Source organism: Salegentibacter mishustinae (assembly GCF_002900095.1).
GTDB lineage: Bacteria > Bacteroidota > Bacteroidia > Flavobacteriales > Flavobacteriaceae > Salegentibacter > Salegentibacter mishustinae.
Window position 1 is genome coordinate 212746 of the sequence record NZ_LLKN01000001.1, and the last position, 15333, is coordinate 228078.

General features: G+C 35.5%; 13 protein-coding genes. All 13 read right to left on the bottom strand.

All coding sequences use genetic code 11. The features are described 5' to 3' along the window. Positions 1-104: 104 nt before the first annotated feature. The gene (locus tag APB85_RS01105; protein WP_057480315.1) at positions 105-1598 is read right to left on the bottom strand and encodes a carboxypeptidase regulatory-like domain-containing protein; all 1494 of its coding nucleotides are present in this window, start codon (positions 1596-1598) and stop codon (positions 105-107) included. A gap of 5 nt (positions 1599-1603) precedes the next feature. Then, positions 1604-2989, bottom strand: a complete 1386-nt coding sequence (locus APB85_RS01110; RefSeq protein WP_057480316.1) for a CsgG/HfaB family protein — start codon at positions 2987-2989, stop codon at positions 1604-1606. A gap of 6 nt (positions 2990-2995) precedes the next feature. Beyond that, on the bottom strand, positions 2996-3403 hold the full coding sequence (locus APB85_RS01115; protein WP_057480317.1) for a curli production assembly/transport component CsgF: 408 nt from the start codon (positions 3401-3403) through the stop codon (positions 2996-2998). A gap of 15 nt (positions 3404-3418) precedes the next feature. Beyond that, complete coding sequence (locus APB85_RS01120) at positions 3419-4126, bottom strand: CsgE family curli-type amyloid fiber assembly protein (RefSeq protein ID WP_057480318.1); 708 nt, start codon at positions 4124-4126, stop codon at positions 3419-3421. A gap of 44 nt (positions 4127-4170) precedes the next feature. After that, entirely contained in the window at positions 4171-4662 is a 492-nt protein-coding gene (locus APB85_RS01125) for a hypothetical protein (RefSeq protein WP_146035367.1), read from the bottom strand. 65 nt (positions 4663-4727) lie between these two features. After that, complete coding sequence (locus APB85_RS01130; RefSeq protein WP_057480320.1) at positions 4728-5630, bottom strand: hypothetical protein; 903 nt, start codon at positions 5628-5630, stop codon at positions 4728-4730. Positions 5631-5713: 83 nt separating this feature from the next. Continuing rightward, on the bottom strand, positions 5714-6817 hold the full coding sequence (locus tag APB85_RS01135; protein WP_057480321.1) for a hypothetical protein: 1104 nt from the start codon (positions 6815-6817) through the stop codon (positions 5714-5716). 340 nt (positions 6818-7157) lie between these two features. Next, the gene (locus tag APB85_RS01140; RefSeq protein WP_160319222.1) at positions 7158-8426 is read right to left on the bottom strand and encodes a hypothetical protein; all 1269 of its coding nucleotides are present in this window, start codon (positions 8424-8426) and stop codon (positions 7158-7160) included. A 280-nt stretch (positions 8427-8706) separates the two neighbouring features. Continuing rightward, positions 8707-9096, bottom strand: coding sequence for a hypothetical protein (locus tag APB85_RS01145; protein ID WP_057480323.1), 390 nt, complete (start codon positions 9094-9096; stop codon positions 8707-8709). Further along, positions 9093-9617, bottom strand: coding sequence for a hypothetical protein (locus APB85_RS01150; protein WP_057480324.1), 525 nt, complete (start codon positions 9615-9617; stop codon positions 9093-9095). Before APB85_RS01150 ends, APB85_RS01145 begins: the two co-directional genes overlap by 4 nt. A gap of 88 nt (positions 9618-9705) precedes the next feature. Continuing rightward, positions 9706-10641, bottom strand: coding sequence for a hypothetical protein (locus APB85_RS01155; protein WP_103294403.1), 936 nt, complete (start codon positions 10639-10641; stop codon positions 9706-9708). Positions 10642-11153: 512 nt separating this feature from the next. Continuing rightward, on the bottom strand, positions 11154-12260 hold the full coding sequence (locus APB85_RS01160; protein ID WP_146035368.1) for a hypothetical protein: 1107 nt from the start codon (positions 12258-12260) through the stop codon (positions 11154-11156). Between the two features lie 861 nt (positions 12261-13121). Continuing rightward, positions 13122-15308, bottom strand: coding sequence for a glutamine synthetase III family protein (locus tag APB85_RS01165; protein ID WP_057480327.1), 2187 nt, complete (start codon positions 15306-15308; stop codon positions 13122-13124). Positions 15309-15333 lie beyond the last annotated feature (25 nt).

The following is a 15333-nucleotide window of genomic DNA, read 5'->3' on the forward strand; positions in this document are numbered from 1 at the left end:
CAAAGATAAACAGATTAGATTAGTCACTGAAGTATTATAAAATAAAAAAGCGATAGCAAATAATCCGCTACCGCTTTTCAGCCTAAATTATAAAAACATTTTTTTTACTCCCAATCGGGCATAAATGCATTTTCGTACAATAAGGTTCGGTTCTCGTCCACACTACCAGGATTTATTTCTACCGTGTATATATTATTCTGAGAAATACCATCATTAGAAGTATTTACAAAAATAACTTCGGCTTCGTTTGGAGAAAACCTGGGGTCTAAATCGTTTGTTCCATCGGGTTTATTATCACTAATATTTAAAGCTTCCTGGGTGTTTATATTGTAAACAAATAATTGCGAGTTAAGCTGGCGATAATCTTCGCTTTCAAAACCGGAAACATCTCTTGCATATAATACCATATTATTATTAACCGAGAGGTTTAGGCCACCAAGTGCCCCATCTACATTTGAAACAACTGTACTTGTTTTCTGCCCTTCATTGTTTATTAAATAAATAGAAGCATTGTATCCATTAGCATCGTTTACCAATAGTGCCATCCTTGAATTATCATTACTCACATCTACTTCTGTAATAAATTTGCCATTAGGCTCACTATAAATTTGCGTAGTACCATCACCGGTTGCATTTACTCTATAAAGTTTACTAAAATTCGGATAAACAAGGCTTGCACCATCATTGGCCCAGGAAAAATCAACTTTATCTAAATTGAAACCGTTCACAGGTATATTGCTGGTAATTTGTTTTTGGCCCGAGCCATCTAAATTCATCGTAAAAAGATGAGTTTGACTACCAATAGTTCTTAAAAATGCAATTTTATCGGTGCGATGATTTTTTCTAGGCCTAAAACTATTATGATCTGCCGAGGTCAATTGATATTCATTTTCATTAAGATCACGAGAAAAAATTACGTTGTTACCGTTAATTTTCTTTACGTAAGCGATCCTACTTTTAGGAAATTCTAGCGTACTAAAAGTATTCACTTCACTTAACACATCTTCGTTTACACTATCACTAACTCTTACCTGCCAAAAATATTTATAACCATAATTTAGATCATCTACCGTATAAGTAGTGTCGGTTATATTAGAATATGTTTGTACATTATTATTACGGTCGTTTCTAATTTCTAATTGATAATTTAGATCGTCATCGTCCACATTTTCTGAAGTCCAGGTGAATGTGATATTTCGAGAAAGCCCTTCGCTATTATTTTCGGGAGAGACCAGCATTGGAGCTTTAGGAGCAAGGTTATTGGCCGTTTCGGGTTTCATTTCAAAAACTATATTCACCTCACCATCGGGAATTACCTCCACGCCCTGAAATTGAGTAAGTAAGCTATCTTTACGGGCCTGGACAGAGTACTCTGCAGCCGGTACATTTCTTAATTCAAATTCTCCATTTTCATCTGTAAACACTGTGGAGCTAGCAGGATTGGTTGAGATCCTAACATTCTCTATGGGTTCAAAATTTCCTTCGGTTACTACTGTACCGGTAATAGTGCCAATTTGAACATTATCTATAGTTTCTTCACTACAACCCAAAACTACTATCGCTAAAAAAAGCGTGAAAATATATTTTATGCTTTTCATAATTCTTAATTATTATTTTTAGAACCTCCTAAATAGAAATTTACGCCAATACCAAAATTGAAATAATGGTCGTCTCTAGTTCCATTTATTGTATAATCTAATTCGTCACTAAGGGTAATATTATGTGTCCCAAAAGCTTTTATACCCAAATTATCTTTAATTAGATATTCCATTCCGAGACCATATTGAAACTTGAAAAAGTTATTTTTCGCATCAGGTACATCGGTTTCTGAAAGCCTGGTCAAAAATCCAGCACCGGCCTGAGCATATGGAGTCAATCTATCATTGGGTAATAAAGTATAGTTTAAGCCTGCATCAAGCCCTGCAAAGGTTTCGGCAAAAGCTTCTCCGCTATTTAACTCAAATACACTTCCACTTAACTGAAGGGCTAACGAGCGATAAATATCGTTTTTATAATCTATAGTTAATTGAGGTGCTAAATTATTATCAGAAAAATCAGCACTTAATAAAGAGCCTCCTAAACTAACCCCTATGGCGCTACTGTATTTTCTTTCAAAATACTTTCTATTATAAAGTCCTGTTAACTCTTCTTCATCCTTATCACTTCTATACTCGGCAATTAGTTTTTGCGATGCCGCCTCCCCTTCTTTTGGAAGCCATATCTTGTCTTCTATACCTTCTACAATTAACCCCTCAACAGCCTTCTCTATAGCTTCTTTTACAGCTATTTGTACAGGTTCATTTCTAGTGAAACCGGTTTCAGCTTCTAACAAGCGCTGAAAGCTCACATATTTAAATAAACTTGCATCAAGAGCTTGAGAAAGGATAGTTTTAGAAATATATACGTTTTTTAAAATTTTACCGCTAGAAGTAGAAATAGCTCTTAAATAAATAGTCACTCTATCCTGTCTATATTGAGTAGAGGCGCCTACACCAAGGTAACGGGCACCTAAACCACCGGTCATAATATTGGTATCATAAGATACAATTCCACCTTCCAATAATATTCCTGCATATAATAGCGGTGGCAGTTGTGGTTCGTTACTATTTCCTCCCTGGTATTCCTGCCGGGTAGACCTAATAATATTTCTTTCGTTTAATAGATTTCCGATATTTTCTCTTTCAATAGCGGTAAACCAGCCTGAATCTTCCAGAGCTTTTACCAAAATGGAAGTGGCTCCCTGGGTTACTGCGGTACTAAAAGTACTACCCACATCAGAAGGCTTATATTGTCCCGTAAGATCTCTAAAATTATAAACCCCTACCACCACTTTTTCTTCAGGGGCAGGCAATTTTCTTAGCCTTTTGGTCGTCTCCGATATTTCTCCTGCACGAGGAGCTTCAAAATCTACAGGCTGACTCAAATATGAGCCACAGGAAGTGGAAAGACATACCAATACAGCCATGAACGATAATTTGTATAAATTCATAGTTGCTTAATTTGGAATGATTACCTGGGTTTGTTCTCCTGTTTCTGTATCTAGAATATTTATTACCAAACCTTCATTAGATGGGTAAATATCTACCGCCAAACTTCCAAAAGAATAGGTGCCTTCTTCAAGTGCTCCCTGCCCAAATTGATCGGTAAATAATCTTCTGGTAACCTGTCCTAATAATTGCGAATTTAAACTGGAAGTGAACCTTTCTAATTCTGATTGTTGCTCTCTTCCTGAAGTGGCATTGGGATCTTTAAAACTATTTTGTGCCTCGGCCGAACTTAAAAGCCATTGATAGTTGTAAGGATTTCCTCCAAAAGCGGGGTTAGTAGGTCGATAAACTAAATCCTGGGCATTTGATGTAAAAAAACACCCCAGAATAAAGATTAATGATAAAATTGGTTTCATTTATAATAGTTTGGATTAGTATTGCATAATTTGCTGTTTCTGTCTTCTCAAATTCTGAAAATAACGGTTAACTCTTTGCAGGGCTACTCCAGCCATTTCTTCTAGATAATCCAGTTTTGGCCGGGAATAAAATTGAAATACTATTTGATTTTCAATCTTTACCATAATCTTTGTAGTTCGTCCAAAACTTATCATTTCGTCTATTTCAATTATTTTATTCTCTGGATTCTGACTTAACTGGTATTTTTGATAGAAGAAATCATAAAAATCTTTTCCGGGTTTGGTTTTTGTATTTTCAGTAACCAAACCATAAAGTTGAATACCTTCGTTGTCTTTTTTATAAGACAACTTTTCATTTTTAGCAGCCTGGCTCATAGGCTCGTATACCTTTCTGGCTGTACCAAGTAATTTATCTTCCTCATCATAGATAAGCAATAAGATAATGGTTTGCATTTGTGGATTTATGGAAACAGAAGTAGTGGAAAGAGAACTGGTTTCATAAGGCTCTAAAGTAAAGAAGCCTGACTGTGCATTTTTTGATGAATTATTGGAAACTTTAGGATTGGAGGTAATCACAGATAATTCGTACCGTAGCCCATAACTCACATTAGTTTTATTTTGTGCTATTCCCGTAACCTCCAGAATATCGTTTTTATTATCGTTGGTATTAATGATTGCTTCTACCTCAGAATTAAAGTTTTGACCACACAAAAATGCAGGCATACATAAGCATATTATGCAAACAAAAACTTTCATAAACTAAAAGCTTAATTAAAATTTCTCACCACTATAGTCCGGGATTCCCCCGTCATATTAAATTGTAAGTTATCTCCTATATCGTTAGACCCAAATCGCTCAAAATGTAGGTTATTACCGGTTTGAGTAAGCTCAATTGAAGCAGCGGCATTGGTATTATATATTTGATCAAAAAAGTTATTGTTATTACCCTTTTGGCTTATAGTGCTTGTATAATCTTCAACATTTACTTTTATTCCAATATAATTAAAGTCCCCATTTTGATTATAGGAAACATTACTACTTTGAGATCTAATAGTAGCATCTATATTATTCCCCTCTCCTACCTGCTGAATAAAAACTCTATTTTCATTTAAAGTTTTTGCTGAAGTAGTTTTTACCGGATCAAAGTTTTCCGAAAACATTTGCATTTCCAATAATGAAGACCTGGGAATATTTTCAATTTGAGAAAAAACCCCTAGCGTACAGAATAAAAATATAATATTTAGTATAGTTGTTTTCATTTTCTTTATAAAAATATTAAAAAAAAGCGGCATGTTTAACATACCGCTCTTTTTAATTTAAAATTTTAATTTGCAATCATTCCACTACCATTACTTTGAAATACTGTAGAAGCATTTCGTCCTCCGGTTTGGAATACATCGCTATCGTGGTTGCTTCCAAATTGAGTAACCACAGAATCATGACCCCAACCGTTTTGCTCTACCATACTTAAGTTATCCATTCCAGACTGCATTACTAAAGATTCTTCGCCAGCTCCTTTTTGAAGATCATGAGCCTCGTTTCCAATCCCAAATTGCATTTGTACAGAAACATGATTATTACCTTGCTGCTCTATCTTTGCATAGTTATCCTCACCCATTTGAACCTGTGCAGCTGTAGAATTATTAGTGCCATTTCCATACTGAGATGCCTGATAGATATATGCTCCGTTATCTTCTCCAACCTGAACCTGGTAGCCTTCATTAGAACCTCCGGCTCCAAAATGGTTTTGGTTTAGCTGACCAAAGTTACCGGCACCTGACTGCATTTGTACGGCAAGGTTATCCCCCTGGTTTTGTACTACCACTCCCTGGTTACGATCTCCCATTTGCATTTGGGATGATGTATTTTCCCAACCTCTTTGGAAAGTATTAGCTCGGTTATTATCCCCGTTTTGTTCCTGGGAAGCATCATGATCTGTACCTGCCTGATCAATACGTGCATCATTCATCGCCCCATCTTGAGTTGCAACCGCAGCATTTGATGTGCCGGCCTGAAGGATCACCGCTATATTAGCATCACCTTCCTGATTTATATCTGATGCATTATTTGTACCATCCTGGTCTGTAGTTGCATTGTTACTCATTCCTACCTGATTAACGATGGCTGAATTTAAATCACCATTTTGATCTACATCACTTTCGTTAGATTGCGCGAACATCGCAGCACTAATAGTTAAAGCACTTAAGCTTAAGATTAATTTTTTCATAATTGTCATTATTATTTTTTTTAAAACTAATGTTCGAACTTAGATTCCAGTTAGCGATCTCGCTTCTGGAACATCTAAACTTTCTACATATCTTGAAATACAGATGCACTGTTATTATTACCTACCTGATTGATGTCGCTATTATGCATATCTCCAACCTGGTCAGTGCTTGCTCCGTTAGATAATCCATTTTGTCTGTGCATTGCCCAGTTATTATCACCAAACTGAGTTAGCACAGAAGTATTAAATCCTGCTCCAGCTCCTGTTTGAACGGTATTCGCATAGTTATCGTCACCCGTTTGTTCTTGTAAAGAAATATTACTACTAAAATATTGTTGGGTATTAGCATAGTTACCATTTCCAGTTTGTACCTGGCGTGAGAAATTATTGTCATTCCCCTGGTAAGCATTCATTTCATTATCGTCACCTTCTTGATACTGAATTGCGAATTGAGAATTTCCTCTTTGTGTAACTTTAGCGTAATTAGCTTCTCCGTATTGCTCCTGTTGTGCAAAACTATTTTGTGCACTTTGCCAACCAGTTAGAGCCTCACCTTGTTCAATTATTGCAGTATTATCTGTACCTAAATCTACAAGCGGATTCCCTTGAAATTGGAAAGCGGAATTATCATCTCCCCACTGTTTAATATCTCCTGAATTACCGGATCCAATTTGTTGAACTTGAGCCCCATTTGAATTACCCTCCTGAAGAATTACCGAGGAATTTAATTCTCCATCCTGAAGCACACTGGCACCATTAAAGAAACCAATTTGATCAATATCAACTACGTTATTTGGCTCGGTTGAACCGGCATCACCCATTTGGGTTGCAGTTGCTGAATTTAAAACCCCAGTTTGATCTACGTTGGCCAAATGTGAAGACCCATCCTGGGTTACATCAGATGTATTAAGGTCTCCTGTTTGATTAATGTATGCAATATTATCATCGTCTATTTGATTAAGAAAAGACTCGTTACTCACTCCAGACTGGTTAACCGTTGCTTCGTGATTTGCATTTTCACCACTGTCCCCACCTTCTTGAGTGATTTCTGAAAGGTTAGTTGCTCCAACCTGTGTAACAGCAGCAGAGTTGGCATTTCCGTTTTGATTTACATCGCTATCATTGTTTTGAGCGAATGTTACAGCACCACATAATAAAGCTGCTGTTCCTAAAATTACTTTTTTCATTTTTGAAGAATTAAAAGATTAATAAATAATGGTTTTTTAACACATTTATTAATATGTGTCAAATAATACTTGAATGTAATTTGTGGGGCAGCGCTTGGGAAGAAGTAGGGTTATTCCTTATTGCATAACTAAATTAAACTATTTTAAAGAAGCATCGCAAAGTTTTCGACAGACGACCTAAAAAATCGTTATTCCGATATTTTTAACAAAAAAATCCTGAAAAATTAAAACAAGGATCAAGTTTAAATCTGGTAAAAAAGCTATCCATCTATTTTCATCGATTTAAAACAATAAAAAAAGGATAGCTATTAAAACTATCCCTTTTTTATTAATTTTTATCCTAGTTGCTTTGAGTAACTACAGAACTATTATTATTTCCAATCTGGTTTACAGTACTCATATGATTTGCGCCAGTTTGAGTAGAAGAACTCATATTCATATCACCAATTTGTTCAGAAAATGCGGTATTACCCATTCCATCCTGGAAAATAGTTGCAGAGTTACCATCACCTTCGATGATAACACCATCATTTTTATACCAAGCAGTACCAACCATATTACCATTACCCAATTGATCAACATCAATAGTGTTATTTGATCCAGCGATTCTACCTGTAGCTGTATTTTGATTACCGTCTACTTTTACATTTAGAATATTTCCATTAGCAGAAGGCTCCCAACCATCAGAATTATCAGCGATTGACCAATCACCTTTATTTTGATCTCCGTCTGTATCGATGTCCACATCATTATTATCACCGTTTACACCAACACGATTTAAATTACCATTACCAAAGTGATTCGCATCAATATCATTATTATCCCCTCCTTTTACTCTGGCTTCCATTCTATTACCATTACCTTCCTGATATATCGTAATATCATTATCATCTGAGAAATAAGAATTTCCCGATTTTGTAGCGTTGGCAACAGCCGTATTTAAATCTCCAATCTGGTCAACATCTACCATATTACGATCCCCTTCAATTGTCTGATAAGAATTATTCATACCACCAACCTGGTCTGTATAATTTTCATTAAGATCACCTGTTACAGTGACAATAGAAGAATTCATACCTCCTAAACCTCTAACCGGACCGTATCTCTGATTTGTTTTAGCCACGTTATTATCTCCAGTTTGGTAAATAATAGATGAGTTATCATCACTAAAAGTTACCGTTGATCTGGCAGTGTTACCATCACCTAATTGATCAATCATACTTCCGTTACGGCTACCAATTTGCTTTACATAAGCATCATTATCGTTTCCTACTGAAGTTGTAGTTATTATATTGTCTTCTCCGTCTTGAGATCTTGCGAAAGAAACATTGTCGTTCCCGGTTTGAACAATTGTTGCCAGGTTACGCTTCACTTTGAAAGGTTGAGAACCAGCTTGCTCTATTACCGATTCATTAATTACACCAGATTGAGTAGCGTTAGCTTCGTTTTCAGTACCGTTTTGAAGAACATCAGAATCGTTGCTGGTACCAGTTTGTGTAACTGCCGCGGAATTTGAATTTCCAATTTGATGAACATCGCTGTCATTACTTTGTGCGAATACTACAGCACCACATAATAAAGCCGCTGTTCCTAAAATTACTTTTTTCATTTTTAAAGAATTTGATAAAATTAATAAATAAAGATTGTTACGCATTATTTTAATGCGTTGAGTAAAACTTGCAAGTAATTTTGGGGCAGTGAGTGGGAAGAAGTAGGGTTTTCCCTTACACACTGCTAATCTATATTATTTTTTAGCTGTATTGTAAAGTTTTCGACAGGGCACGAAAAAAATCGTTATTCCGATATTTTTTAACTTAAAACATATAAAAAACAAAAAAAGTCCAGGTTAAGACCTGGACTTTTGTAAGAAAAAACTTATAATTGTTGGGTTAGAATTGAAAATTCAGGGAATCTCGGGCTACCACTTTATCACTATTAAAAATATAGAGTTTGATTATGGTGTTATTGCCAGGGTTATGGGAAATAGAAGTATTAGATAATATTTTGATAGCTGAAGCGGGAAGTGTAAAATTACCCAATTGTTTATTTTGGGAAGAATTGCTGTTGTTTTTATTTCCGGTAATTACCGAAAGTTCATAACGCAACTTGTATGCTTGCGAAGTATTATTTATTGCCTGGCCTGAAATATTTAATAACCTATTTTTGGCTTCCAGGTTTATTTTTGCTTCAATATTATTCTTTTTGCCATCCTGACCAAAAGCAGCACTAAAACAAAAAAGTAATAAAAATAAGGCCGGGATGTTTAAACAATTTCTCATTGAAAATTTCTTATAATTATAGATCTGGTCTCCCCGGTTTGTATAATTTTTAAATTGTTACTTATAGAATTAGCGCCGTATCTTTCAAAATGAAGGTTATCGCCTTGCTGTAATAAATCAGCTGAAACATCCTGATCTGGATTAACTGTAAAATCGAAAGATTTATTATTATTACCATCCTGGATAATCGTGCCGTCTATATTTTGCGCATCGGTTATAAAGGAAATATAATTCCCATCACCATATTGTAATAATTTTAAATCGCTATTCTGAGAAGATGTCCTTGCATTAACATTGTTTTGCGAACCTATTTGCTCTATAAATATTTGATTACCAGAAGGTGATGCATTTCCGACTTCAGGTTTTTCAGAATTTAAGGTTAAAGAACTTAATCCAACAAAGTTTCCAAATTCCCTCTTTTCCGCTAAAACTTTTTCTTCAGTTAGGGTAGCTGGATTTTGGGAAAATGAAAAATTTCCGCAAAACAGTAATAGGATTAAGATATAACTGGCATATTTCATAATAAATATTAATATTAAAATAAGTAGGCCTTGAAAGAAATCAACACCTACTTATCTCCTTTAAAAATTAACCTAATTTTTTTAAGGATTAGTTAGATTGAGTTATTGTACCAGAATTTTGACTACCATGTTGAGTTAGTGTACTAACATTGCCCGCTCCAGTATTATCGGTTTGTATTACCCTCGCGGTGTTATCGGCATTTCCATAAAATCCAATAGCTGCATCATCCTGAGTGATAAAAGATCTGTTGTTATCACCAGTTTGCGTAACATTGGCATAGTTACTATAACCTGTCCAAACATTATTGAGATTACCTGACTGTGTTACTCTAGAAAGGTTATCTTCACCAATTTGTGATAATTTAGAATAATTATGATTATCATCTTGATCTACATATTCACGGTTACTCAAAGGACCTGCTCCCTGATCTCTAGTTTCTTGATAACTAATTGCGGTGTTATCATTACCATCTTGATTTATCTGGGAATAGTTGCCTCGTGAATGGTTAGGTCTTGCAGCCTGTTCCAAATTCACATAGTTACCATCTCCTAATTGGTCAATATCCGCGACATTATTGTCCCATCTTTGTAATACACGAGATCTATTATCGTTGCCATCTTGCTTAATATTAGCCTTGTTATCCTCTGCCTTGGCATTGTTACCCTGTTGTAACCAGGAGTTGTTTCTATTTCCATCCTGTTCCACATTTGCATTGTTACGGTCTCCTCCCTGTTCTACATAGGAAACCTGATCATGCCCGGCTTGATCTACTATAGCGCGATTAGAATCACCACTTGTAGGACTATTGTCCCCATGTTGATCCACAGTAGATTTATTCTTCCCTACCTGGTCAATAATAGCCGTGTTATCTGTAAACTCCTGATCTACTTTACTGTTATTGTTCCCTGTTTGAGTAATAGTTGCAGTGTTACCGGAGCCTGTTTGTGTGCCGGTACTGGTGTTCTGTGCAAATCCAATTGCTCCAAACATTAGCGCTGCTGCGCAAAAAATCGCTTTTTTCATAATAAATAAATTTAGATTAGTATTAAACATTAATAAATTACGTACTCAGCGGGGGGAATTAATATTTCGCGGGAATAGAGCAAGACTTAAAAGCCTAACTATATTAATTAGCTAAAGGGTGTAAGGATAAAATGTTTAGGGAATGTACCTAGAACTTAAAATCACAAGGGAATGATTTCCTTCTTAGCACATTGCTAAAGTATATAATTTTTTAAATCAAAAATTCATTTTTTATATATTTTCGATGAAATACAAGTAGGAAAATTCACATATTCGCAAAAAAATCAATAAATTTAATATCCAGAGAGGGATTCTATAAACATGGATATTTTTGGACTAGGGAAATCCCCTAAAGAGTATTCTTACATTATATAAAACAATAAAACCACGCGATTTAAAACGTGGTTTTGTTGTTATTTAATTGAAAAATGCGTTTGACTTTATAAAATAGTAAAGCAGACATAAAAAGTATTCATGTCTGCTTTGATTAAATAGTAGTTTTTTTTATTTGCTTAATTCTGGGTTACGTTCGCATTATTCCCGTTTCCAATTTGATCTACAGTACTCATATTTCCATTACCCGATTGATAAACCGTATGTATGTTATAATCACCATCTTGTAATAATGTTGAGGAATGTTGGCCACCGGTTTGGTAAACATCACTATTATTCCAATCTCCTAATTGCTCAACTTTAGAATAGTGTCCAAATCCATTTTGAAGGCTTGCACTTATGTTATGGTCTCCTTCCTGGATCACGTGTGATTTCTGGCTAGCACCTTTTTGAAAATCATCTGCCCAGTTACTGTCTCCAACCTGGTCCTGGAGTGCAAAATGGCCACTGCCCTCTTGCCTAACAGAAGCTTCGTTATAATCTCCAATTTGAGTCTGGGAAGCTTCGTTATAGTAACTACCTAAGTTGAGGCTACCTTGCGGGTATTGCCCCGCTTGTACAATACTGGCTTCGTTCTCATCCCCAGCCTGAAAAATATTGGCATAATTTTCTGTACCACCGGCTGGATTAATATTCGCCTGTTCTATACGTGCATCGTTTTCATGACCACGTTGCTCAACAAATGAAACATTTAGAGTATTATCCTGAATAACTAAAGAGTTATTCTCTCTTCCCCTTTGTTTAACATATGCCTCATTATTTGGCTCAATACTACCTGCATCACCAGATTGTATTACAGAGGACATATTTCCATTTCCCCTTTGGGAAACATCAGCAAGGTTGGAAGAACCTATTTGATAAACATCACTATCATTATTTTTTCCCCTTTGTGATACCACCGCAATATTATCGTCATCCAGTTGCTCGACCATCGAGTTATGGTTTTCACCTCTTTGGGTTACTGTAGCTCTGTTGTTCTCGTTTTCTCCGTCTCTACCATCAAATTGTTTTACTGTAGACGTACTGGAACCTTTTTGATCAATAATTGCATTGTTAGAGTAAGCTAGATTGCTAGCTACTCCTTGTAGTACAGTCGAAGTATTGGAACCTACCTGATTAATAGAAGCAGAGTTGTCATTCCCTTCCTGATCTACATCACTGGTATTCTGGGCAAAAGCAACTGCCCCAAACATTAGCGCTGTTGCGCAAAAAATCGCTTTTTTCATAATAATAAATATTAAATGGTTAAAAAATTGATTAATTAAATTCTCTTTCAACTTAAGTTTGGGGCAGGATTTGTTGTGCCAAAAGACACATTAAACACACACTATTCTAAATGAATGTCTAATTAAAAGGGGCTAAAAAATAGGGATATAAAATGTAGGTTATAGAGAATTATCGAGGCCGTGGGGGTGACAATTCTAACGCTAAAATAGAGGGTTTTCACCCAAGAAATTATTTTTTTCGATAAATAGCTGCATTTTTTGATGAACAGCGAAATACGCAATATTTAAGGGAAAACCCTCTAAAACTATTAGTATTTTCATTTACTTTGAAAGAATTATCTTACTTTTTGAACAATATATAAATCATCCCTGTATGTGGATAATTAAGCACTAGTTCCCACAAATACAGGTCTAACTTTAATTCTGAAAAGAAAATTTAAGAAATCTAACTTTTAAAAAGACAGCAAGAGCAATCTTTAAAAAGTTCAATTAATCGATATTGTGAGAACCACAAAATTGAATATTAATAAATTGTACAATTCAAGTAAAAACAGATAATTCCACTACAAATAGCTCAAAATCAATTTGTTAAAAACTCATTAGTGAAATTAAAAAACGAGATAAAATTCCTGTGCTTTTATTCAACTAAACAAAAAATCCCAAAAAAGAATAGATAAGAAATACCTTACAAAATCCAAAGTTCAAACCTTTATACCTTAGTCTAACTTGCCATCACTTTGAGCGCTATAAACCAATTAATAACTTGAGAATTAAAAATTTGATACAGCGCTTCAGTTTTAATAAAACAAAAAACCACGTGTATTATACACGTGGTTTTTTATACTTATTTAATTCAACGAATTATCTGGTAAAAAGTAACTCCCTGTATTTAGTTAATGGCCAAAGCTCATCATCTACTACAAGCTCTAACTTATCACAGTGATATCTTATTTCGTCAAAGTATGGTTTTACATCATCACAATAAGCGAAGGCACGTTTTTCAGCATCTTCAATCTTATTGGCAACTTTTCTAGCCTCGATCATTGCTTTAACACCACTATTGATTTTCGCAATATGTGCAGATATCTCTTCAATTATTTCTAATTGCTCGTTAGAGTGTTTTTTGAAGTCTTCATTATAAATATGCTTCAAACCTTCTACATTCTCAATAAGAATGTTTTGATATCTAACCGCAGTTGGGATCACGTGATTTCTGGCAATATCCCCAAGAATTCTACCTTCAATCTGGATACGCATCGCATAATCTTCAAGCTGAATTTCATGACGGGCTTCCAATTCGATCTTATTCATCACTTTTAAATCTTTAAAAAGTGACCTCGTCTTTTCAGAAACAAGTGCTTTAAGTGCTTGAGGCGTTGTTCTGTTATTACTTAACCCACGCTTTTTAGCTTCTTTCTCCCAGGCTTCGCCATAACCATCTCCTTCAAAACGAATATTCTTTGATTTCTTGATATATTCTCTAAGAACGTTAAAGATGGCGTCATCTTTCTTCATCTTTTCGCCCTTTATCAATGCGTCAACTTCAGTTTTAAACTCAATAAGTTGCTTGGCTAGAATAGAATTTAGAATTGTCATTGGGTTACCACAGTTAGCGGTAGAACCTACTGCTCTAAATTCAAATTTATTACCGGTAAAAGCAAAAGAAGAGGTACGGTTACGGTCGGTATTATCCAGTAATATTTCTGGAATTTTACCAACTACGTTAAGTTTTAATTCTGTTTTTTCCTTTGGAGACAATTTCCCATCGGTTACTTTTTCTAATTCATCCAACACTTCGGTTAACTGAGAACCAATAAAGGCTGAAATAATTGCTGGTGGTGCTTCGTTAGCTCCTAACCTATGATCATTAGATGCACTTGCGATCCCGGCTCTTAGAAGTTCTTCGTTATCGTGAACTGCTTTAAGAATATTGATAAAGAAGGTAAGAAACTGAAGATTCTTCATTGGCGTAGTACCTGGAGCTAATAAATTAGTACCAGTATCTGTAGACAGTGACCAGTTATTATGTTTCCCACTACCGTTAATTCCAGCAAATGGTTTTTCGTGTAAAATCACCTTAAAATGGTGTTTTTCAGCAATTTTGCTCATAATATCCATAATTAATGAATTATGGTCTACGGCAAGGTTTCCTTCTTCAAAAATTGGAGCCAGCTCAAACTGATTTGGCGCTACCTCGTTATGACGTGTTTTTACCGGAATACCAAGTTTCATACACTCAATTTCCAGGTCACGCATATAAGCCAATACCCTTGATGGTATTGAACCAAAATAATGATCGTCTAATTGTTGTCCTTTTGCAGGAGAGTGACCAAGCAAAGTACGTCCGGCCAAAGTAAGGTCCGGGCGGGTTGCTGCTAAAGCCGAATCAATAAGAAAGTACTCCTGCTCCCATCCTAAGGTAGCCGTTACTTTAGAAACATTTTTATCAAAATATTTAGCTACAGAAGTTGCAGCCTGATCAACAGATTGAAGCGCTCTTAAAAGTGGCGTTTTAAAATCTAGAGCTTCACCGGTATAAGAAACAAAAATAGTTGGAATACAAAGGGTTGTTCCCCAAAGAAAGGCAGGAGAAGTAGGATCCCAGGCGGTATATCCTCTAGCTTCAAAAGTATTTCTTATCCCTCCACTAGGAAAACTTGAGGCATCTGGCTCTTGTTGCACTAAAGCACCTCCACCAAATTTCTCTATTGCAGTACCGTCACCCTGAGTTTCAAAAAAGGCATCGTGTTTTTCTGCGGTTGCCCCTGTTAGTGGCTGAAACCAGTGCGTATAATGTGTTGCACCTTTAGCAATAGCCCATTCTTTCATCCCGGTAGAAATATGGTCTGACACTCTACGGTCAATTTTCTTACCGGTTTTAATAGCTTCCATCACATTTTCATAAGCTTCCTTGGTAAGGTATTGCTTCATGGAGGCTTCGTTGAACACATTTGTTCCAAAAAGCTCAGACCTTCTGGCCGGCTCTTCAATTTTAACCGGCTTACGGTTAAAAATTTCTTTTAAAGCTTCAAATCGTAAAGTTGACATATTGATGTTGTTTGATAATTTTGAA

Coding starts and splice junctions, on each gene's coding strand:
- APB85_RS01105 (WP_057480315.1), bottom strand. CDS start 1,598: ATGAAAAGCATAAAATATATTTTCACGCTTTTTTTAGCGATAGTAGTT.
- APB85_RS01110 (WP_057480316.1), bottom strand. CDS start 2,989: ATGAATTTATACAAATTATCGTTCATGGCTGTATTGGTATGTCTTTCC.
- APB85_RS01115 (WP_057480317.1), bottom strand. CDS start 3,403: ATGAAACCAATTTTATCATTAATCTTTATTCTGGGGTGTTTTTTTACA.
- APB85_RS01120 (WP_057480318.1), bottom strand. CDS start 4,126: ATGCCTGCATTTTTGTGTGGTCAAAACTTTAATTCTGAGGTAGAAGCA.
- APB85_RS01125 (WP_146035367.1), bottom strand. CDS start 4,662: ATGAAAACAACTATACTAAATATTATATTTTTATTCTGTACGCTAGGG.
- APB85_RS01130 (WP_057480320.1), bottom strand. CDS start 5,630: ATGAAAAAATTAATCTTAAGCTTAAGTGCTTTAACTATTAGTGCTGCG.
- APB85_RS01135 (WP_057480321.1), bottom strand. CDS start 6,817: ATGAAAAAAGTAATTTTAGGAACAGCAGCTTTATTATGTGGTGCTGTA.
- APB85_RS01140 (WP_160319222.1), bottom strand. CDS start 8,426: ATGAAAAAAGTAATTTTAGGAACAGCGGCTTTATTATGTGGTGCTGTA.
- APB85_RS01145 (WP_057480323.1), bottom strand. CDS start 9,096: ATGAGAAATTGTTTAAACATCCCGGCCTTATTTTTATTACTTTTTTGT.
- APB85_RS01150 (WP_057480324.1), bottom strand. CDS start 9,617: ATGAAATATGCCAGTTATATCTTAATCCTATTACTGTTTTGCGGAAAT.
- APB85_RS01155 (WP_103294403.1), bottom strand. CDS start 10,641: ATGAAAAAAGCGATTTTTTGCGCAGCAGCGCTAATGTTTGGAGCAATT.
- APB85_RS01160 (WP_146035368.1), bottom strand. CDS start 12,260: ATGAAAAAAGCGATTTTTTGCGCAACAGCGCTAATGTTTGGGGCAGTT.
- APB85_RS01165 (WP_057480327.1), bottom strand. CDS start 15,308: ATGTCAACTTTACGATTTGAAGCTTTAAAAGAAATTTTTAACCGTAAG.